The sequence below is a fragment of the Klebsiella sp. WP3-W18-ESBL-02 genome (genome assembly GCF_014168815.1).
Classification (GTDB): Bacteria; Pseudomonadota; Gammaproteobacteria; order Enterobacterales; family Enterobacteriaceae; genus Kluyvera; species Kluyvera ascorbata_B.
The window spans coordinates 4,418,816-4,437,536 of the sequence record NZ_AP021972.1 but is presented as its reverse complement, the minus strand read 5'-3'; the positions used below and the strand labels follow the sequence as shown (position 1 = coordinate 4,437,536).

At 55.9% G+C, this 18,721-nt stretch carries 18 protein-coding genes and 1 pseudogene; 9 read left to right on the top strand and 10 right to left on the bottom strand.

From position 1 onward, the window contains the following. Positions 1 to 19: 19 nt before the first annotated feature. Both H7R56_RS21400 and H7R56_RS21395 read right to left on the bottom strand, forming a co-directional pair. Positions 20 to 490: a GNAT family N-acetyltransferase gene (locus tag H7R56_RS21400; RefSeq protein ID WP_106930471.1), complete on the bottom strand. Its 471-nt coding sequence runs from the start codon at positions 488 to 490 to the stop codon at positions 20 to 22. Continuing rightward, positions 487 to 729 carry a DUF2164 domain-containing protein gene (locus tag H7R56_RS21395; RefSeq protein ID WP_106930469.1) on the bottom strand — a complete coding sequence of 81 codons (243 nt, stop codon included), beginning with the start codon at positions 727 to 729 and terminating at the stop codon, positions 487 to 489. The genes H7R56_RS21400 and H7R56_RS21395 overlap by 4 nt, the downstream gene beginning before the upstream one ends. 204 nt (positions 730 to 933) lie before the next feature. Here H7R56_RS21395 and H7R56_RS21390 point away from each other — a divergent pair, with 204 nt between their 5' ends. Further along, entirely contained in the window at positions 934 to 1,878 is a 945-nt protein-coding gene (locus tag H7R56_RS21390; RefSeq protein WP_106930467.1) for a TauD/TfdA dioxygenase family protein, read from the top strand. Positions 1,879 to 1,936: 58 nt separating this feature from the next. On the opposite strand, the pseudogene symE reads toward H7R56_RS21390, so the two are convergent. Next, positions 1,937 to 2,274, bottom strand: a pseudogene (gene symE, locus H7R56_RS21385) (endoribonuclease SymE). A 161-nt stretch (positions 2,275 to 2,435) separates the two neighbouring features. On the opposite strand from symE, the gene H7R56_RS21380 reads away from it, so the two are divergent. The 3 genes from H7R56_RS21380 (at position 2,436) to H7R56_RS21370 (ending at position 3,903) form a co-directional block, all read left to right on the top strand. After that, entirely contained in the window at positions 2,436 to 3,098 is a 663-nt protein-coding gene (locus H7R56_RS21380; protein WP_106930465.1) for a hypothetical protein, read from the top strand. A 228-nt stretch (positions 3,099 to 3,326) separates the two neighbouring features. After that, positions 3,327 to 3,614 (top strand): BrnT family toxin, encoded by a 288-nt coding sequence (locus H7R56_RS21375; RefSeq protein ID WP_106930463.1) that lies wholly within the window; start codon positions 3,327 to 3,329, stop codon positions 3,612 to 3,614. Further along, positions 3,601 to 3,903 carry a BrnA antitoxin family protein gene (locus H7R56_RS21370; protein WP_106930461.1) on the top strand — a complete coding sequence of 101 codons (303 nt, stop codon included), beginning with the start codon at positions 3,601 to 3,603 and terminating at the stop codon, positions 3,901 to 3,903. The genes H7R56_RS21375 and H7R56_RS21370 overlap by 14 nt, the downstream gene beginning before the upstream one ends. Positions 3,904 to 3,947: 44 nt before the next feature. On the opposite strand, the gene H7R56_RS21365 is transcribed toward H7R56_RS21370, so the two are convergent. Continuing rightward, the gene (locus tag H7R56_RS21365) at positions 3,948 to 5,360 is read right to left on the bottom strand and encodes an aminotransferase-like domain-containing protein (RefSeq protein ID WP_035893387.1); all 1,413 of its coding nucleotides are present in this window, start codon (positions 5,358 to 5,360) and stop codon (positions 3,948 to 3,950) included. Between the two features lie 178 nt (positions 5,361 to 5,538). On the opposite strand from H7R56_RS21365, the gene H7R56_RS21360 reads away from it, so the two are divergent. Next, positions 5,539 to 5,703 carry a DUF1127 domain-containing protein gene (locus H7R56_RS21360; RefSeq protein WP_072011371.1) on the top strand — a complete coding sequence of 55 codons (165 nt, stop codon included), beginning with the start codon at positions 5,539 to 5,541 and terminating at the stop codon, positions 5,701 to 5,703. A gap of 40 nt (positions 5,704 to 5,743) precedes the next feature. On the opposite strand, the gene H7R56_RS21355 is transcribed toward H7R56_RS21360, so the two are convergent. Continuing rightward, positions 5,744 to 6,385 carry a LysE family translocator gene (locus tag H7R56_RS21355; protein WP_106930459.1) on the bottom strand — a complete coding sequence of 214 codons (642 nt, stop codon included), beginning with the start codon at positions 6,383 to 6,385 and terminating at the stop codon, positions 5,744 to 5,746. Between the two features lie 47 nt (positions 6,386 to 6,432). Further along, positions 6,433 to 7,176: a helix-turn-helix transcriptional regulator gene (locus H7R56_RS21350; RefSeq protein ID WP_106930457.1), complete on the bottom strand. Its 744-nt coding sequence runs from the start codon at positions 7,174 to 7,176 to the stop codon at positions 6,433 to 6,435. Between the two features lie 222 nt (positions 7,177 to 7,398). On the opposite strand from H7R56_RS21350, the gene H7R56_RS21345 reads away from it, so the two are divergent. Then, on the top strand, positions 7,399 to 9,939 hold the full coding sequence (locus H7R56_RS21345) for a penicillin G acylase (RefSeq protein ID WP_106930455.1): 2,541 nt from the start codon (positions 7,399 to 7,401) through the stop codon (positions 9,937 to 9,939). A gap of 137 nt (positions 9,940 to 10,076) precedes the next feature. After that, complete coding sequence (locus H7R56_RS21340; protein WP_106930453.1) at positions 10,077 to 11,447, top strand: NAD-dependent succinate-semialdehyde dehydrogenase; 1,371 nt, start codon at positions 10,077 to 10,079, stop codon at positions 11,445 to 11,447. 55 nt (positions 11,448 to 11,502) lie between these two features. Here H7R56_RS21340 and H7R56_RS21335 read toward each other — a convergent pair whose 3' ends face one another. From H7R56_RS21335 to btsT, 4 genes are all read right to left on the bottom strand, one after another. Continuing rightward, the gene (locus H7R56_RS21335; RefSeq protein ID WP_106930451.1) at positions 11,503 to 12,048 is read right to left on the bottom strand and encodes a YfaZ family outer membrane protein; all 546 of its coding nucleotides are present in this window, start codon (positions 12,046 to 12,048) and stop codon (positions 11,503 to 11,505) included. Positions 12,049 to 12,485: 437 nt separating this feature from the next. Then, complete coding sequence (gene yjiA / locus H7R56_RS21330) at positions 12,486 to 13,439, bottom strand: GTPase (protein WP_106930449.1); 954 nt, start codon at positions 13,437 to 13,439, stop codon at positions 12,486 to 12,488. 10 nt (positions 13,440 to 13,449) lie between these two features. Further along, positions 13,450 to 13,653, bottom strand: coding sequence for a YbdD/YjiX family protein (locus H7R56_RS21325; protein ID WP_106930447.1), 204 nt, complete (start codon positions 13,651 to 13,653; stop codon positions 13,450 to 13,452). Positions 13,654 to 13,760: 107 nt separating this feature from the next. Continuing rightward, complete coding sequence (gene btsT / locus H7R56_RS21320) at positions 13,761 to 15,911, bottom strand: pyruvate/proton symporter BtsT (protein WP_106930445.1); 2,151 nt, start codon at positions 15,909 to 15,911, stop codon at positions 13,761 to 13,763. Between the two features lie 422 nt (positions 15,912 to 16,333). Between btsT and H7R56_RS21315 the strand changes: the two genes are divergently transcribed. Together H7R56_RS21315 and H7R56_RS21310 are read left to right on the top strand one after the other, a co-directional pair. After that, positions 16,334 to 17,623 (top strand): ABC transporter substrate-binding protein, encoded by a 1,290-nt coding sequence (locus tag H7R56_RS21315; protein ID WP_106930443.1) that lies wholly within the window; start codon positions 16,334 to 16,336, stop codon positions 17,621 to 17,623. A gap of 11 nt (positions 17,624 to 17,634) precedes the next feature. Beyond that, a complete protein-coding gene (locus H7R56_RS21310) occupies positions 17,635 to 18,717 on the top strand; it encodes a glycoside hydrolase family 88/105 protein (protein WP_106930441.1) in 1,083 nt (360 codons plus the stop codon). Positions 18,718 to 18,721 lie beyond the last annotated feature (4 nt).

Here is an 18,721-nt window from a genome sequence, read left to right as displayed (position 1 = left end):
CACCCGGCACCTTTCCGGGCTACGGGTTCAATTCGCGGGTATAAACCCGCGAGGACTCACCCCACGGGTGATACCCCAACCCGTTGAACGCAAATCCTGTTTTCTCGTAAAACCCGTCGATATCGGTACACAGATGCAGTTGCGTAAAGCCGAGCTGCTTCGCGTGCCGGGCGATATGCTCAATCAACCGGCGGGCCAACCCCTGCTGACGATAATCCGGCTCAATGTACAGTGCGCACAGCCACGGATACAGCTCGCAGCGGCTGATAAAATCGTTGGTAATCAACCCCGCGCAGCCAATGATGCGCTCGCCGTCCTGCAACCAGTACCACTGCGGCAGCGGATTTTTCGCCCCCGGCGTGCGGCGCAGCGCATCGTCGTAAACCATCATTGATGCTTCCGACGCCCACTGCTGCTGGAAATAGGCGATAACCGCCGCCATCTGCTCGGGATGGTCGCGTAAAGAACGAATAACGTACGGTGAACTCATAGAATTTTCTTCAGATCCATCTCTTCCTGAATGCGCTCGCTCCACGCAAAGTGGGTGCGAATCGCCTCATCAATCCCGGCGTTATAAAAGGCCGGCCCCAGATTTTCGATAATAAAATCGATAAAGAACTCCGCATCGAACTGCTCCAGCTCGAGGTCGAACTGTTTGGCGCAGTAGTCGGTCAGCCGATCGCGCAGCTTCTCGCGCTCGGCGGGGGTAAGGGTGATTTCCGTGGTCATAGCGACTCCTGTCGGCAAAGAAACGGTAGGCCTGATAAGGTGAAGCCGCCATCAGGCACAACGGTGAGCATCGCCGGATGGCGGCTTCGCCTTATCCGGCCTACATAATCCCATCCGGCAGCTATCAATATCACAAAGTCGACTTTGTGACCCGTTGGAATATTTCTATATTCGGGTTTCTGACGATATTAAAGGGGTGCCATCATGACTGCTGTGAACACTGCTGATACTGATTTTCCTTTATTAAACCTTCGCCGCGTGGCGGGCAATATCGGCGCGGAAATCCGCGATATCCGTCTTTCCGCCGATCTGGATACGGACACTTTTGCCCAGTTAGACGCGGCGCTGGTGAAATACAAAGTGCTGTTCTTCCGCCAGCAAAGTCACCTGACCGATGCCGAGCATCAGGCCTTCGGCGCGCGCTTCGGCAAGATTGTCGCCCATCCCACCGTCCCTGCGCCGGAAGGCACTAAACTGTTCGAACTCGACGCCTCGAAAGGCGGCGGCCGCGCCGACTCCTGGCACACCGACGTCACCTTCGTTGACGCCTTCCCGAAAATTTCTATCCTGCGCGGCGTCACCATCCCGGAATACGGCGGCGACACCGTGTGGGCCAACACCGTCCGCGCCTACGAACAGCTGCCGGAGACGCTCAAACGCTTCGTCGACACCCTGCGCGCGGTGCACAGCAACGACTATGACTACGGCGCTGAACGCGTTGTCGTTGAAAGCCACCGCCTGGCGCATCACCAGAAGGTGTTTGTCTCTTCGGTATGGGAAGCCGAACACCCGGTGGTACACGTCCATCCGGTCAGCGGCGAACGCGCGCTGCTGCTCGGGCACTTTGTCAAACGGCTGGTGGGCTTCAGCTCGCGGGAATCCGCACAATTATTCGAGCTGCTGCAAAACCGCATCACCCGCCTCGACAACACCGTGCGCTGGCAGTGGCAGCAGGGCGACGTGGTGATTTGGGATAACCGCAGCACCCAACACTACGCGGTCAACGACTACGGCACCCAGCCACGCGTGGTGCGCCGGGTGACGGTGGAAGGGGAGATTGCGGTTGGGGTGGATGGCAGCAAAAGCCGCACGGTGTCAAAACCGCAGGATGCGGCGAATGGGGAAGGGGCGGTGAGCGCGGCTTCATAGCGCTCGAACGGTAGGCCGGGTAAGCGCAACGCCACCCGGCGATTTTCACCTGCGGTATTTACGCTTCCCGTCTTTGCGGTTTGCCTGAAATCACCCCAATAAACTCCTGCACCTGACGCTGTTTACGCGCCGACAGCTTGCAGACCCGCTGCAGCGACTGCATCAGTTCCGGCTCCGGCTGTTTTGCCGTCAGCACAATACAGCCGTTCATCACCTTCACATCGACTTGTGTGCCGGTGGCAAAACCGGCGGCTTCCAGCCACTGACCCTTCATGGTGAGAGCGGGAATGCGGGTATAATCCGGATAACGGCTCGCATAACTCACGGTCAGGTGCCGTTATTTGTTGGGGAGACTTCTGGATCGCACGGATCTGCAATAGAATGGGTATCAGTCATGACTGCTATTCTCCTGGAATAGTGATTGTGATTAGCGAGGCGCTCGTGTTCCACCACGGGTGCCTTGCGATAAAAAACACCTGTAAATCTATACATATATTGATTTCACCTCAAATCGAATGCTTAATGAAAACAATTTAATCTACTAATGGAAATATGAAATGCCGGAAATACTGGACTCCATTATTAAATTTCTACAGTATTGTATCGAAAATAAAATTATTGAGGTGTGGGTTGCTTTTCTGCTAATAGCCGCTGTCGTTTTTATTTATTTCTCATTGTTAAAAATAGGCTATGTTGGCCATTTGATTGGACTGTTCAGGAATCGAAAAGAGAGAGTGCTGATTAACATTATGCAGGATGAGTATCTTCCTGCTGAAACGAAAGCCTGCGCACTGCAAGAGCTTAACCGGATAAAAAATAAAAAACTTTGTGGTTTTGATGATGTCATCAGACAGAATTATTGCATATCTTTGGCTAATAAATATCATGAATTAGTCACCATTGTCTTCTTTAAAAAATTCAGATCGAATATCGGTGTAGGAGACAATTTTATTCCATTAATACAGATAGGAAGGGGAGTATGGTTTGAATGGGGAATAGGGGTGATATATACACTTCAATTCTTTATTCTCGCAATAATTTTCATCTCTTTATCTGTTTTTAACCCAGGGCAGTTACCATTATGGAAACATGCCATACTTTACCTCTCCGTTGTGGTGTTGTTATGGACCGGTGTCATGATGTCGAAACTGTTCCCGTCATTGGGTGAAATTAAACGATTAAAAGAGCTTAAGCGCCGGGAAGAACAAACTACGGATTGAGCCGCCAGGATCTCTGACTATCTGTGTCGCGTTTTTTATCTGCAACCGACTCGGTTTGTCTCTCCGTTCTGAGTCCATGCCGGATGGCGACTTCGCCTTATCCGGCCTGCTCCTTAGGTCACTTTTCCTTTCCCCAGATGCGTAAAATGTGAAGCTATTTCCAACAATTTCACTATAATCAAAAGATAATTGTAGATACATTTTTGTATATACAATTAGGGAAAGCACATGCCAATGGAGTTTGAGTGGGATGCAAACAAGGCACAAAGTAACCTGAGGAAACACGGTGTCCGCTTTGAGGATGCGGTGCTGGTATTTGACGATCCCCAACATCTGTCGCGGCAGGATCGGTATGAGAACGGCGAGTATCGCTGGCAGACCATCGGTCTTGTTCATGGCATTGTGGTTATTCTGGTTGCCCACAGCGTTCAGTTCGAAAGTGGTCATGAAGTGATTCGCATCATCAGCGCCAGAAAGGCAGACCGTAAAGAGAGGAGTCGTTATGAACAGGGTTAAGCATAAACGCGGCAGCGTATCCACGCTGAGTCCTCAGCATGAGGCTGAACTGAAAGCGCTGGCGAATAAATCGGATGATGAAATTGATTACAGCGACATTCCTGCGACAGAAGATGAGCAGTGGTCAGAGGCTAATCGCGGTAAGTTTTTCCGTCCGTTGAAAACGCAGGCGTCTGTGCGCATTGATGCTGACGTGATGGAATGGTTGAAACGCCCTGGAAAGGGTTACCAGACGCGGCTCAACGCCATTTTGCGCGAAGCGATGCTGCGCGAGCAAAATAAGAAATAATGAGCTGGCCGCATAAATTTATGCGGCCATATGGCACTCCACTCTCACTCCATCGCCACCTTCACCGCCTCCCCCAGCTGCACCATCACCTCGCGGTGCTTGTCGATCGGTGGCAGCGCGCAGTTTATCCGCAAGCAGTTCCTGTACTTCCCCGATGCCGAAAACAGCGATCCCGGTGCCACCTGGATCTTCATCCGGCACAGCTGCTTCGCCACGCACACCATATCTACCTGCTCAGGCAGTTCCACCCACAGCATAAAGCCGCCGGTTGGGCGGGTCACACAGATCCCGCAGGGGAAAAACTCGCGCAGCCAGCAGGTGTAGATCTCCATATTGCGCTGGTAGATCTGCCGCATCCGTCGGACGTGGCGGTGGTAGTGGCCCTCGCGGATAAAGTTCGAGGCGGCAAGCTGGGTCGACGGCACGTTGGTGCCGCTGGCGGCGTATTTCATTTGCAGCAGCTTGTCGTAGTAGCGGCCCGGTGCTATCCAGCCAATGCGCAGGCCGGGGGCGATGGTTTTGGTAAACGAGCTGCACAGCATCACCCGGCCGTCGATATCCCATGAGTGGATGGTACGTGGGCGCGGGTAGTCGGTGGCCAGTTCGCCGTAAATATCATCTTCAAAAATCACGATGTCGTAGCGCTGGGCGAGGCTCAGCACCGCGCGCTTGCGGGCGTCGGGCATGATAAAACCCTGCGGGTTGTTGCAGTTGGGGACGAGGATCACCCCTTTTATCGGCCACTGATCCAGCGCCAGTTCCAGCGCTTCGATGCTGATCCCGGTGTTGGGATCGGTGGGGATCTCAATGGCCTTCAGTCCTAAGCCGCGCAGCAGCTGCATGGTGCCGTAATAGGTTGGGGATTCCACGGCGATAATATCGCCCGGCTGGCATACCGACAGCAGCGCCAGCGACAGCGCGCTGTGGCAGCCGCTGGTGATGATCAGGTCGTTGGCGGTGACCACCGATCCGCCGTCGAGCATCAGGCGGGCGATCTGTTCGCGCAGCTCGCGGCGGCCGGCCAGCTCATCGTAGTTCAGCACCTCACTGAGATTGTGCTGCACCACGCGGCTCATCTCGCGCCACAGCGGTTTTAGGGTGGGTTGGGTGACGTCCGGTGAGCCGCCGCCGAAAGGAATGATCGACTTGTCGCTGCGGGCATCCAACATGTTCAGCACCTGATCCCACTGGGTTATCTCCACTGGGCGCTGTACCGGGCGTGACATTGGCGGCACCGGCGGCTGGGCTTTTTGCGGCGCGACGAAGTAGCCGGAGCGCGGCTGTGGGGTGATCAGCTGTCGTTGTTCCAGCGTCTGATAAGCCTGCTGTACGGTGCTGATGCTAACGCCGTGCTCCTGGCTCAGGCTGCGCACGGAGGGCAGCTTTTCGCCGTGGCGATACAGCCCTTGTTCAATTCGCTCGGCCAGCAGGTTGGCCAGATGTTGGTAACGCGTCATTGCTGTATCCCCAGTGATCGCCATACAGATGAGAAAACCAGTACAGTCAGGCGATAAAAACCGCACGCAGATATCGTTTTAGCGAATCTGTATGTTAAAGAAAAGTATTTTTTGAATCTGTATTGCAGGACCGGAAATCCGCGAAGATAAAGCCTCTGGCAAGGTGAGGAGGCAAAGTATGGAATTTCACGAGAACCGGGCAAAACAGCCGTTTATCGGCTTTGTGCAACTGTGGCGCTTTATGAAAAAATGGTGGCATTTGCAGCAAACACGTCGTGTATTGCGGCGAATGAGCGATGAGCAGTTGAAAGACGTTGGGCTGCGCCGTGATGAAGTGGGTTAAAAATACGGGCGACGTGCCTGACACGTCGCCCGCCCGCCTTTTAGCTCAACATAAATTGCCATAAGATCCAGCCGCCGAAGCCGATCAATATGCCGCCAGCCGCCCGTTCAATTTTCCAGACCAGATTACCGAGCCGTCGCTGAATCTGCGGCAGCGCGATCAATACGATCAACAGCAGATCCCAAAGCAGCACGACGCCGGTCATCCAGACCCCGCACACGGCCTGCTGTACCAGCGTGACATCCGGGCCGAGCAGCGCCGTCATCAGCGCCAGATAGAACAGCGCATTTTTCGGATTCAGCAGTGAAGAGCCCAGCCCCAGCAGCAGCTGTCGGGTGAGCGAGGGCAGCGCCGATGCGGTATGTTGCCACTCCCGTGTTCCGGCGCGGCTATTCAGCAGCTGGCGGCCCACCCAAAGCAGGTACGCGGCGCCCATCAGTTCGATACCGGTGAAAAGCAGCGGCGCCTGGCGCAGTAGCCCGGAGCCAATGACGACCAGCAGAATGTAGAACCCGTTTCCCGCCGCAATGCCAAGGCAAACGCCCACGCTGCCGCGCAGTCGAAAGCGTAGCGCGTAGCCTACCAACAGAAAGAAGTCCGGCCCCGGGCTGAGCAGCGCCATAAAGTGCGCGAGTGCCAGTGCGGGAAACGCGGGAGGGAAGAGTGTGGTGACCTGTTCCATAGCGACCTCAATAAAAAGCGTGAGGTCAGCGTAGGCCTGAAGAGGCGTTAATTATTGTCTGATATTGATCTACCCAGCGCGTACTGACGCGGCGTGGCGGCCGTGTAGCTGACGAAGGTTTTGTGGAAATGGCTCTGGTCGGCGAAGCCGCTCTGGTAGGCCACATCGGCAATCTCGTCCCCGGCGCGTAGCCGCACTTTGGCGTACTCCACGCGCGAGTTGTTAAGAAAACTGCCGGGCGTCAGGCCGGTATCCTGCTTGAACGTCCGGATTAAGGTCTCTTTACGCAGCGAGAAACGTGCGGCGAACGCATCAAGGGAGGGGGGAGAGACGGGGTTTGCCAGTAGCGCCTGCTGCAGATGTTGGCTGGTGGAACGCAGTTTTTCATCAACGCCAGTTCGCAGGGAAAGAGCGGATAACAGCGTTGTCAGCGCGTCGGCGGACATCTGCTCAACGACGGTGAGATACAGGCTGAACAGCGCATCATTGCGAATGACCTGCCGGGCTAATGGCAGCGGCGTGTCGAGATAGAGCATATGGTAGCTGCGCGGCTTTCCTTGTATCGGGTTGCAGCTGTGCGGCGCGTTGGCGGGGATAACGATAAGGTCGCCGGGTGACAAAAGATACTCCTGCCCGTCACAGACGCAGCGCGTTCCACCTTCGAGAATCGCCCCTATCGAGAGCTGCGGGTGGCTGTGGCGCTTATAGGCCTGCGTGCTCTGCCAGGTGCTGCGTCGTTCAAGCCCCGGCAGCCGAGTGAAGGTCTGATGAATATCGCGTGGTGTGGTCATTCGCTTCCCCCGGCGGTTTTTTATTTTTATATCACATTAGGGGAAAGTAGGCAGAGATGTGTGAAAAATAAACGATTCGCTTTAGATCACATTAACGAATTTAATGTATCAAATAACTGGTATCAGACTCACAGTTCACGCTGAAATCATTCGCCTCATATAGATAAGTGTTGCTTCACAGCTAGTATCAACTCGCTAATCATACACCTGCAAGAGGATACAATGAAAAATACAAATCGTATGATCGTGAACTGTGTTGCTGCTTCCCTGATGTGTTCCTGGAGCCTTTCCGCGCTGGCGGCTGGTGCCCAGACCGAGGTCAAGATTGTTCGCGATGAATACGGCATGCCGCATATTTACGCCGATGATACCTATCGGCTGTTTTACGGCTATGGCTACGTGGTGGCGCAGGATCGCCTGTTCCAGATGGAGATGGCGCGGCGCAGCACGCAGGGCACGGTCTCTGAAGTCCTCGGCAAGTCGTTCGTCAGTTTTGATAAGGGGATTCGCCAGAACTACTGGCCGGATTCCATCCGGGCGCAAATCGCGGCGCTAGCACCGGAGGATAAGTCCATCCTGCAAGGCTATGCCGACGGCATGAACGCCTGGATTGATAAAGTGAACGCCAACCCTGGCACGCTGCTGCCAAAACAGTTTTCCACCTTTGGTTTTGCACCACAGCACTGGCAGCCTTTTGATGTAGCGATGGTTTTTGTCGGTACGATGGCGAACCGATTCTCTGACAGTACCAGCGAAATTGATAACCTGGCGCTGCTGACGGCGCTAAAAGACAAATACGGTAAGCAGCAGGGGATGGCGGTTTTTGACCAGTTAAAATGGCTGGTGAACCCTTCCGCGCCAACGACCATTTCCCCTAAGGAGAGCCACTATCCGCTCAGGTTCGACCTTAACAATACGCAAACGGCGGCCTTGCTCCCGCGTTACGACCTGCCAGCACCGATGCTCGACCGGCCGGCAAAAGGCGCAGACGGCGCACTGCTGGCGCTGACGGCGGGACAAAACCGGGAAACCATCGCCGCGCAGTTTGCGCAGAGCGGGGCCAATGGGCTGGCGGGCTACCCGACAACCAGCAATATGTGGGTGATAGGTAAAAACAAAGCGCAGGACGCAAAGGCCATTATGGTTAACGGCCCGCAGTTCGGCTGGTACGCGCCTGCTTATACCTACGGCATTGGCCTGCACGGCGCGGGCTACGACGTCACCGGCAATACGCCGTTTGCTTATCCTGGTCTGGTGTTTGGTCACAACGGCACGATTTCCTGGGGTTCTACCGCTGGTTTCGGCGATGATGTCGACATCTTTGCCGAAAAATTGTCGAAAGATAAGCCAGGCTATTATCAGCATAACGGCCAGTGGGTGAAAATGCTCAGCCGCGAAGAGACCATTAAGGTCAAAGACGGCCAGCCGGAGACCTTCACCGTTTGGCGCACCCTGCACGGAAATGTGATGAAAACCGACCCAGCCACACAAACGGCCTACGCCAAGGCGCGCGCGTGGGAAGGCAAAGAGGTGGCATCGCTGCTGGCGTGGACTCACCAGATGAAAGCCAAAAACTGGCAGGAGTGGACGCAGCAGGCGGCAAAACAGGCGCTGACCATCAACTGGTACTACGCCGACGTGAACGGCAATATCGGCTACGTGCATACCGGTGCGTATCCTGACCGCCAGCCGGGTCACGACCCGCGTCTGCCGGTGCCCGGCACCGGAAAGTGGGACTGGAAGGGGCTGCTCTCTTTTGATTTGAACCCGAAAGTGTATAACCCGCAGTCGGGCTATATCGCCAACTGGAACAACTCACCGCAAAAAGATTATCCGGCATCCGATCTGTTTGCCTTTCTGTGGGGCGGCGCGGATCGCGTGACCGAGATCGACCGCATTCTTGATAAGCAGCCGCACTTTACCGCCGATCAGGCCTGGGATGTGATCCGCAAAACCAGCCGTCAGGATCTGAACCTGCGGCTCTTCCTGCCGACGCTCAAGGACGCGACGGCGAGCCTGCCGGTAAGCGACCCGCGTCGCCAACTGGTGGATAAGCTAAGCGGCTGGGATGGCAGCAACCTGCTCAACGAAGGCGGTAAAACCTATCAGCAGCCGGGCTCGGCGATTCTCAACGCCTGGCTGACCAGTATGCTGAAACGCACGGTTGTGACGGCGGTACCGAAGCCGTTCGGTGACTGGTACAGCGCCAGCGGCTATGAGACGACGCAGGACGGGCCAACCGGCTCGCTGAACATCAGCGTAGGGGCGAAGATCCTTTACGAAGCGCTGCAGGGCGAGAAGTCGCCGATTCCGCAGGCGGTCGATCTGTTTGGCGGAAAACCGCAGCACGAGGTGGTGCTGGCGGCGCTGGAGGATGCCTGGCAGACGCTGTCAAAGCGCTATGGCAACGACCTTAACGGCTGGAAAACGCCGGCGATGGCGCTGACCTTCCGGGCCAATAACTTCTTCGGCGTGCCGCAGGCGGCAGCGGATGAAGCGCGTCATCAGGCGGAATACCAGAACCGCGGCACGGAAAATGACATGATCGTGTTCTCGCCGTCGGCCAGCAAAAGCCCGGTGCTTGCCTGGGACGTGGTCGCGCCGGGTCAAAGCGGGTTTATTGCCCCGGACGGCAAGGCGGATAAGCACTATGACGATCAGCTAAAAATGTATGAAACCTTCGGGCGTAAATCGCTGTGGTTAACCCCGCAAGAGGTGGAGTCGCATAAGGAATCGCAGGAAGTGTTACAGGTGAAGCGGTAACTTTTTCCTGTCGTCCCCCGTCTTGTCCGGCGGGGGATGCCTATTCGGAAACCTCCGTTTATACCCAACTTTACGTCCGCAGCCAGCCAGATTGACTACCCTTAATACCCTAAGCGGTAAAAACAAGGAGATTCACGATGGCTTACCAGACAGTTAATCCTGCCACTAACCAGCTTATCAAAGCATACCCTTCTCATACCGACGCGGACGTTGAAGCGGCGCTGAAAGCGGCCGATGCGCTCTACCATTCCGACTGGGCAAAAGGGGATATCGACCAGCGCCTGCCGGTACTCCACAAATTAGCCGATTTGATAGATGCCCGCGTTGAGGAGCTGGCGAAGATTGCCAGCCAGGAGATGGGCAAACTGATCGCCCAAAGTCGCGGCGAGGTGAAACTGTGCGCGCAAATTGCCCGCTATTATGCTGACAACGCGAAGCAGTTTCTCGCGCCGGTGAAGTACAAATCCGAGCTCGGCGAGGCCTGGGTCGAACATCATCCTATCGGTGTGTTAATGGCCGTTGAGCCGTGGAATTTCCCTTATTACCAGCTGATGCGCGTGCTGGCCCCGAACCTGGCAGCAGGTAACCCGGTGCTGGCGAAGCATGCCAGCATTGTGCCGCACTGCGCAGAGGTCTTTGCGCACCTGGTGCGTGAAGCGGGCGCACCGGAAGGGGCGTGGGCGAACCTGTACATCTCGCAGGATCAGGTGGCCAACATTATTGCCGACGACCGCGTGCAGGGTGCAGCGCTGACCGGCTCCGAAAAAGCGGGCAGCGTGGTGGCGGCACAGGCGGCGAAGCACATTAAGAAATCGACCCTTGAGCTGGGCGGTAACGATGTCTTCGTGGTGCTGGACGATGCCAACCTCGATAAAGCGGTGAAAATCGGCGTCAATGCCCGCCTTAACAACGCCGGGCAGGTCTGTACCGCGGCAAAACGTTTTGTGCTGCATGAGAAAATTGCCGATGCTTTCCTGAGCAAGTTTACCGAAGCGTTTAAGCAGGCAAAAATTGGCGACCCGCTGGATGAAAGCACCACGCTTGGCCCGCTGTCGTCAAAAGACGCGCTGGAGACGCTGACCAAACAGGTCAACGAAGCAGTGAAAAACGGCGCGAAGCTGCATCTCGGCGGTAAGCCGGTGCAGCGTGACGGCTGCTTCTTCGAGCCCACCATCCTGACCCACATTTCCCGCGATAACCCGGCGTATTTCGAAGAGTTCTTCGGCCCTGTCGCGCAGATTTACGTGGTGAAGAACGATGATGAAGCGGTAGCTCTGGCCAATGATTCCCACTACGGGCTGGGCGGTGCGGTCTTTAGCCAGGATATTGAACGGGCGAAGAAAATGGCCTCGCGCATTGAGACCGGGATGGTGTACATCAACTGGCTCACCGATACCGCGGCTGAACTGCCGTTTGGCGGCGTGAAGCGCTCCGGCTACGGGCGCGAGCTGTCGGATCTGGGGATCAAAGAGTTTGTGAACCAGAAGCTGGTAGTGGTGCGCCAATAGCGGCAGCCATAAAAAAACCTGCCATCGGGCAGGTTTTTTTGGGAAGTGGGTAACGTTAGAAGTTTACGCCGCCGCCAATGTAAGCGCCGTCAATCAGCGTGTGGTTTGGACGACCGTCTTTGCCGTCAACGCTGACGTGGCGATAGCCCGCTTTCAGAGTGACCAGTGAAATCGGTGACCAGCTTACGCCGCCGTTAGCTTCAACGTAGTTTTTCACGCTGTTGTTCAGGCCTTCCGGCGCGGCATAGCCTTCGCCAAAGACGCGGATGCTGTCGGTCAGGGCTACGCTAACGCCGCCGCCGATAGGGAACGCCACGCCGTTATCGCCTTTTTTCGGGCCGATGTAGATAGCTTTTGCGCCTGCGTTCAGCATCACCGGACCGACTTCCAGGTTATAGCCAGCGCCCACGCCGCCGGTCTGGGTACCGTCGTCGGTGTTTTTCAGCCAGTTGCTTTCTGCGTACAGGCCGGATGAGGATTTACCCATTTCCAGATTCAGGTTGGTAAAGTTTTTACCCTGCTCAAGGCTACCGCCCATCGCCAGTGCGGAACCGGATACGGCGGTCAGAGCGGAAAGGAGCAGGATATTAAGCTTTTTCATGGTTTATTCCTCGTCATAAAATTAATCTGAGGACACCTTAACAAGTGGATTTTACTTCTGCAAATGTGACTCATGTCGATTTTTAATACTGGAATTGTAGTGGGTATGGTGTTTTGTTGTTGCTTGTTTGTTTGTTTTTACCTGCGTCAATAATTAGCGTTTTGACGTTTAGCGCCCGTTTAGTTTTTGCCTAAACGTACCTTGAACAGAGCGGGGGATATTGGTTGGCCGTGAATTAATTGTCTTTCTAATAATTTCCAAAAACGTTCCGATTGTCATGAATAAAAATGGATATTTACATTTCTACGCATTTAATTACCCCCTTTCGGGGCGGAAGGGGCATGATTCAGGCAATTGGCGTAGCCCGGCCAAGCGAAGCGCCGCCGGGAGCGGCTCGGTGCTAATCCCGGCGGCGCTTCGCTTGGCCGGGCTACGGGTTATTTTTTCAGGCTGGCGAATGCCGCGCGAATTTCTGCTTCTGGTAGTTGAATGCCAATAAACACCAGCGTGCTGTGCGGCGCTTCATCGCCCCACGGCCTGTCCCAGTCGGCGCTGTACAGGCGCTGTACGCCCTGGAAGAGCAGGCGGTTCGGTTCGCCGTCAATCCACAGCATCCCTTTGTAGCGCAGCAGCTTGTCGGCGAAGTCCAGCAGCAGGTTTTCCATCACCCGGGAGACGTCGCTGATATCGACCGGGTAATCCAGCTCCACCACAATCGACGACACGTCGTTTTGCTGGTCGGCCATAAAGTGGAAGCGCGGCTTCGAGGTCACGTTCTCTTCCAGCATAAAGCCGTTGGTGTTGAACAGCAGACTCAGGTCGATATCGCCGTGGGTGACGGTGTAAATCGGCGCGCGGGCGTTGATGCGGGCCAGACGCTCGTGCAGCTTTTCGGCCTCACCGGCGACGTCGGTTTTGGTCAGCAGAATACGGTCGGCGTAGCCAACCTGCGACTGGGCGATGGTGAACTGGTTCATCTGCTCGTCGGCGTGCACCGCGTCGACCAGCGCAATTACGCCATCCAGCAGATAGCGTTCACACAGCACCTCGTGGGAGAAAAAGGTCTGAATGATAGGGCCGGGGTCGGCCATGCCGGTGCATTCAATCACCAGGCGGTCAAAGCTGATGTTGCCCTGGTCGAGGTTATCGAGCAGGTCTAACAGCGCGTCTTCCAGCTCGTTAGAGCGGGTGCAGCAGATGCAGCCGTTGGTCAGGGTTTTAATCTGCGTGGCGCGGTCGCCAATCAGCTGATCGTCGACGGAGACTTCGCCGAATTCGTTTTCAATCACGGCAATTTTAAAGCCGTGCTGTTCGTTGAGGATGTGGCGCAGCAGGGTGGTTTTGCCTGCGCCGAGGAAACCGGTAAGTAGGGTAACTGCAATCGGTGCCATGATGTCTCCTTTAACAGCAGCGCATGCCGCCTTTTCCATCGCCGCCGTAGCGCGCCTGCTGGCGCTCGCGGAAGAACGCTTCGTAGGTCATGTACGGTTTATCCGGATGGTTGGTCTGCATATGTTCGACGTAGTTGTCGTAATCCGGAATGCCAATCAGCATTTTTGCCGCCTGACCGAGGTATTTTTTTGCCTGACCTAAGTTACCAAACATTGTCTCATCCAGATATGAATAAAGCCGGATGGCGGCTAGCGCCTTATCCGGCCTACAGACTGCACTTTTTGTAGGCCGGATAAGCGCAGCGCCATCCGGCAAAGAGGTTAGTGGTGTGAAGAGGTCTTCACGCCGCCTTCCGGTACCGGCACATACGGTGTTTCTTTGTCGGTACGTTTATCGCTATTGCGCACCTGCATCCAGGTTTTGAAACCGTAGAAGATGATGCTGTACACCACCACCAGGAACAGAATACTCAGGCCTGCGTTGGTGTAGTTGTTAATCACGATATGGTTCATGTTGGCGATCTGCTGGGCGGTCAGTTCGCCGCCGTTAGCAATCTTCTCTTTGTACTGATTCGCCATGTAGAAGAAGCCTTCCATCTGCGGGTTGGTGCTGAACAGTTTCAGGCCCAGCGCCCAGGTGGTGCAGATAAGCAGCCAGACCGCCGGAATGGTGGTTACCCAGATGTATTGGGTGCGCTTCATCTTAATCAGGATAACCGTACCCAGCACCAGCGCCACGGCGGCCAGCATCTGGTTAGAGATACCGAACAGCGGCCACAGGCTCTTCACGCCGCCCAGTGGGTCAACCACGCCTTGATACAGCAGGTAGCCCCACAGGCCTACGCAGCCCGCAGTCGCGACAACGCCAGCGACCAGCGAGTCGGTTTTCTTCAGGAACGGCACGAAGTTACCGAGCAAATCCTGCAGCATAAAGCGGCCTGCACGGGTACCGGCATCCAGTGCGGTAAGGATGAACAGCGCTTCGAACAGAATCCCGAAGTGGTACCAGAAGCCCATATCGGCCATCGGCAGCACTTTGTGGAACACGTGGGCGATACCGACCGCCAGCGTTGGCGCGCCGCCCGCGCGGTTCAGTACCGACGGTTCGCCGATATCTTTCGCGGTTTGCAGGATCTGCTCAGGCGAAATCACGAAGCCCCAGGAGCTGACGGTCGCTGCCGCATGGGCGGTGACATCTTTCAGCTGCTGCGCAATCAGCGCCGCGTTCTCGCCGCCCATTTCATGCAGGTTCGGCATGGTGATGCCCAGACCTGCTGGCGGCGTGTTCATCGCGAAGTAAAGACCCGGCTCGATGATAGAGGCTGCCACCAGCGCCATAATGGCGACGAAGGACTCCATCAGCATCGCGCCATAGCCGATGAAACGCGCGTCGGTTTCGTTGGCCAGCAGCTTCGGCGTGGTGCCGGAGGAGATCAGCGCGTGGAAGCCGGAAACGGCGCCACAGGCGATAGTGATAAACAGGAACGGGAACAGCGCGCCTTTCCACAGTGGGCCGGTACCGTCGATGTACTGGGTTACGGCTGGCATTTTCAGATCCGGGTTGAGGATCACGATGCCAAGTGCCAGGCCAACGATAACGCCGATTTTCAGGAAGGTCGCGAGGTAGTCGCGCGGTGCCAGAATCAGCCATACCGGCAGCAGGGCAGAGATAAAGGCATAGCCAATCAGCGCGAAGGTGATAGTGGTGTCTTTAAAGGTCAGCGCCGGGCCCCAGTATGGGTCGTGGGCAATCACGCCGCCGAAGTAGATGGAAGCCACCAGCAGCACGATACCGATCACCGACACTTCGCCGACGCGGCCCGGGCGGATAAAGCGCATGTAGATACCCATAAACAGCGCAATCGGCACGGTGGAGCAGACGGTGAACACGCCCCACGGGCTTTCTGCCAGGGCTTTCACCACGATCAGCGCCAGCACCGCGAGGATGATGATCATAATCAGGAAGCAGCCGAACAGGGCAATGGAGCCCGGCACGCGGCCCATTTCCTCTTTGACCATTTCGCCCAGCGACGAACCGTTACGGCGCGTCGAGATAAACAGCACCATAAAGTCCTGCACCGCGCCCGCGAGCACCACGCCCGCCAGCAGCCAGAGGGTACCCGGCAGGTAGCCCATCTGTGCGGCCAGTACTGGCCCAACCAGCGGGCCTGCACCGGCGATAGCGGCGAAGTGGTGGCCGAACAGCACGTAGCGGTTGGTCGGCACGTAGTTCAGGCCATCGTTGTTAATGACCGCCGGCGTTGCGCGCGTGGGGTCGAGCTTCATCACCTTCTGGGCGATGTACAGGCTGTAGTAGCGATAGGCCACCAGATAAACAGAAACCGACGCCACGACGATCCACAGGGCACTGACGTGCTCACCGCGGCGTAAGGCGACGACCGAGAGGCAAAACGCACCGATGATTCCGAGAATCACCCAGGGTATGTGCTTGAATAGCTTTTTCGTATCCATAGTAAAACCTGGTTTTTTTAAGATTAATAATCAGCCGAAGCTGCCGTTGTTTTTTGCGTTTGGGGATTGAGGAGGTATTGATTCTGATGATGAGTTTGTCAGAGATACGCGCGCGTAAAGTTGGGTAAATGCGTGAGCGGTTGAAAGTGAGGGCTAAGCGGTTGCTTTTCGCGGTAAGCGGTTGGACAACCTTTGTTCGACGGCAAAATATGTGATTGAGATCGCAAGTTTTTTTCCTGTTGCCGTTTCTCTGCGCACAACTACGTATGATTAAAAACCAATAAAAAACACTATTGTCACTAATTGATCACAACTCAGCGTGATGACCCTCTCCCTGCCGCCGCGTTTTCCCGACTATTGGCTCAACCCGGCCGGTGAGCCATGCAGCCTGCCGACCTGTATCCATAAAAAGGATGAACACAATGAAAAATATGCGGCTAAAAGCACTTTGTTTGGTTCTGGGAGCGGGCATGTTGTGGCCAGCGGTGGGGCAATCCGCCACGGAATTACGCATGTCGTGGTGGGGTGGCAACCAGCGCCATCAGGCCACCACTGAGGCGATTAAAGCCTTCGAAGCGCAAAACCCGGACGTTAAAATCAATACCGAGCCCAGCGGCTGGGACGGCTATTTATCCCGCCTGAGCACCCAACTGGCGGGCAATACCGAACCGGACGTGATGCAGATTAACTGGAACTGGCTGGTGATGTTCTCGAAGAACGGCGACGGGTTTTACGATATTAACCGCCAGTCGGCGAATATCGACCTCAGCCAGTTTTCCAGCCAGGGCAAGCAACTGGTGACGATGAACGGCAAGCTGAACGGTGTGCCGGTGGCGATGACCGGGCGTTCGATGTACTACAACCCGGAACTGTGGAAAAAAGCAGGCGTTGCCTACCCGCAGACCTGGGAGCAGATGATTGCCGCCGGTCCGGCGTTTAAAAATACGCTGGGAGACGACTACTACCCGTTTATCCTCGCTAATCATGACACCACCATCATGACGTTTCTGAACTCTTACATGGTGCAGAAATACAACATCCCGATGATCGACCCGCAGAAAAAAGCCTTTACCTACAGCCGCGAACAGTGGCTGGACTATTTCGGCATGTACAAAAAGCTGGTGGATAACCATGTTATTCCTTCCATGAAATATCTCTCGGCCTTCGGCAAAGCCAACGCCTGGGAAATTAAACCATGGCTGGACGGCAAAATCGGCGGCGTCCACACCTGGAGCACCGACGGTACCTTTGCCGGTAGCCTGCGCGCGCCTGCGCATCTGGAAGTGGGGCCGTATCCGATGCTGCCAGGGGCAACCGATGCGGGCATCTTCTTTAAACCGGCGATGATGTTCTCCATCGGTAAAAACAGCAAACACCCGGAACTGGCGGCGAAGCTGATTAACTTCCTGCTCAACGACCCACAGGGGATTAAAGCCATGGGCCTCCAGCGCGGCGTGCCGCTGAGCGCCGAGGCGGTAAAAGTCCTGCAACAGGACGGCGTGCTGGATAACAGCCAGATCCAGGTGCAGGGGCTGGCGCAGGTAGACCAGCTGATGGGCAAAATTGAGCCGTCGCCGTGGTTTGAAAACCCACAGCTGTTGTCCTACTTCCTCGATGCGGTTCAGCGCTATGACTACGGGCAGCTCACCCTTGAACAACTGGCCGATGAATTTCCCCAGCGCGCGCAGCGCGTCCTGAAAAAGATCATGTAATTGAGGTGGTTATGTCGCAATTATTAAAAGAGTCGATTTTAAGCAAGCTGGACACGCTGTTTAATGAAGTGATTGTGGTGCGCACCAACGACGCTGAGTTAAAAAAACAGAAGGTTATCGCTTCTGACCTGTCGATTGAAAACTGGGACTGGTCGCAGGGGGTGGGCATTTACGGTATCTGGCGTCTGTATCAGATTACCCGCGAGCCGCGTTACCTCGATTACCTGAACGGCTGGTTCTCCCGTCGGATGGCTGAAGGGCTGCCGGAGAAAAACATCAACCGCATGGCGCCGATGCTGACCGCCACCTGCATGGCGGCGGAACTCGGCGAAACCGGCTGGCTGACGGATATCGCCGACTACGCCGACTGGATCGACACGCGTCTGCTGCGCACCCAGGAAAACGGCTACACCCACTGCACCAGCGATCATCTCAACGAAGAGCAGCTGTGGGTCGATACGCTGTTTATGAGCGGCCTGTTCCACGCCCGCGCGTCACAGCTGCTCGATAAACCGCACTACATGGACGATGTGGCGTATCAATTCTTACTGCACATCAAATATCTCGTCGACCGCCGTAGCGGACTGTGGATGCACGGCTGGAGCTTTATCGAACGCAACAACTACGGCGCGGCGCTGTGGGGGCGGGGTAACGGCTGGGCGGCGGTGGGCAGCGTCGATTTTCTCGAGATGGCGAATGCCGATAACGCCAATACGCGCTTTATCCGCGAAGCATTTGTCCGCCAGATGCAGGCGGCGGTGCACTACCAGCATAACAACGGGATGTGGTCGACGTTAATCGATCACCCTGAAAGCTATCAGGAAGCGTCGGGTACCGCCGGGCTGACCTACGCGCTGCTGAAAGGCGCGCGGCTGGGGCTGCTGGACAGCCGCTGCCGTGATGCGGGGTGGGCGGGCATCCAGGCGCTGATTGCACGGATTAACGATCAAGGGGAAGTGGCTGACGTGTCGGCTGGCACATCGGTAGGACGCGACCTCCAGCACTATCTGGATATCCGCGTTCGTCAGCGCGCCTACGGGCAGTCGCTGGCCATGCTGGCGCTAGGGGAAGCGCTTGCCCATCTAAACGGATAACTTA

Bases quoted from the DNA above. Each gene is read 5' to 3' on its own strand.
- H7R56_RS21310 (WP_106930441.1), top strand. From the start codon at position 17,635: ATGTCGCAATTATTAAAAGAGTCGATTTTAAGCAAGCTGGACACGCTG.
- H7R56_RS21390 (WP_106930467.1), top strand. From the start codon at position 934: ATGACTGCTGTGAACACTGCTGATACTGATTTTCCTTTATTAAACCTT.
- H7R56_RS21365 (WP_035893387.1), bottom strand. From the start codon at position 5,360: ATGACGCGTTACCAACATCTGGCCAACCTGCTGGCCGAGCGAATTGAA.
- H7R56_RS21395 (WP_106930469.1), bottom strand. From the start codon at position 729: ATGACCACGGAAATCACCCTTACCCCCGCCGAGCGCGAGAAGCTGCGC.
- yjiA (WP_106930449.1), bottom strand. From the start codon at position 13,439: ATGGCACCGATTGCAGTTACCCTACTTACCGGTTTCCTCGGCGCAGGC.
- H7R56_RS21350 (WP_106930457.1), bottom strand. From the start codon at position 7,176: ATGACCACACCACGCGATATTCATCAGACCTTCACTCGGCTGCCGGGG.
- H7R56_RS21335 (WP_106930451.1), bottom strand. From the start codon at position 12,048: ATGAAAAAGCTTAATATCCTGCTCCTTTCCGCTCTGACCGCCGTATCC.
- H7R56_RS21370 (WP_106930461.1), top strand. From the start codon at position 3,601: ATGAACAGGGTTAAGCATAAACGCGGCAGCGTATCCACGCTGAGTCCT.
- H7R56_RS21380 (WP_106930465.1), top strand. From the start codon at position 2,436: ATGCCGGAAATACTGGACTCCATTATTAAATTTCTACAGTATTGTATC.
- btsT (WP_106930445.1), bottom strand. From the start codon at position 15,911: ATGGATACGAAAAAGCTATTCAAGCACATACCCTGGGTGATTCTCGGA.
- H7R56_RS21315 (WP_106930443.1), top strand. From the start codon at position 16,334: ATGAAAAATATGCGGCTAAAAGCACTTTGTTTGGTTCTGGGAGCGGGC.
- H7R56_RS21375 (WP_106930463.1), top strand. From the start codon at position 3,327: ATGCCAATGGAGTTTGAGTGGGATGCAAACAAGGCACAAAGTAACCTG.
- H7R56_RS21400 (WP_106930471.1), bottom strand. From the start codon at position 490: ATGAGTTCACCGTACGTTATTCGTTCTTTACGCGACCATCCCGAGCAG.
- H7R56_RS21355 (WP_106930459.1), bottom strand. From the start codon at position 6,385: ATGGAACAGGTCACCACACTCTTCCCTCCCGCGTTTCCCGCACTGGCA.
- H7R56_RS21340 (WP_106930453.1), top strand. From the start codon at position 10,077: ATGGCTTACCAGACAGTTAATCCTGCCACTAACCAGCTTATCAAAGCA.
- H7R56_RS21345 (WP_106930455.1), top strand. From the start codon at position 7,399: ATGAAAAATACAAATCGTATGATCGTGAACTGTGTTGCTGCTTCCCTG.
- H7R56_RS21325 (WP_106930447.1), bottom strand. From the start codon at position 13,653: ATGTTTGGTAACTTAGGTCAGGCAAAAAAATACCTCGGTCAGGCGGCA.
- H7R56_RS21360 (WP_072011371.1), top strand. From the start codon at position 5,539: ATGGAATTTCACGAGAACCGGGCAAAACAGCCGTTTATCGGCTTTGTG.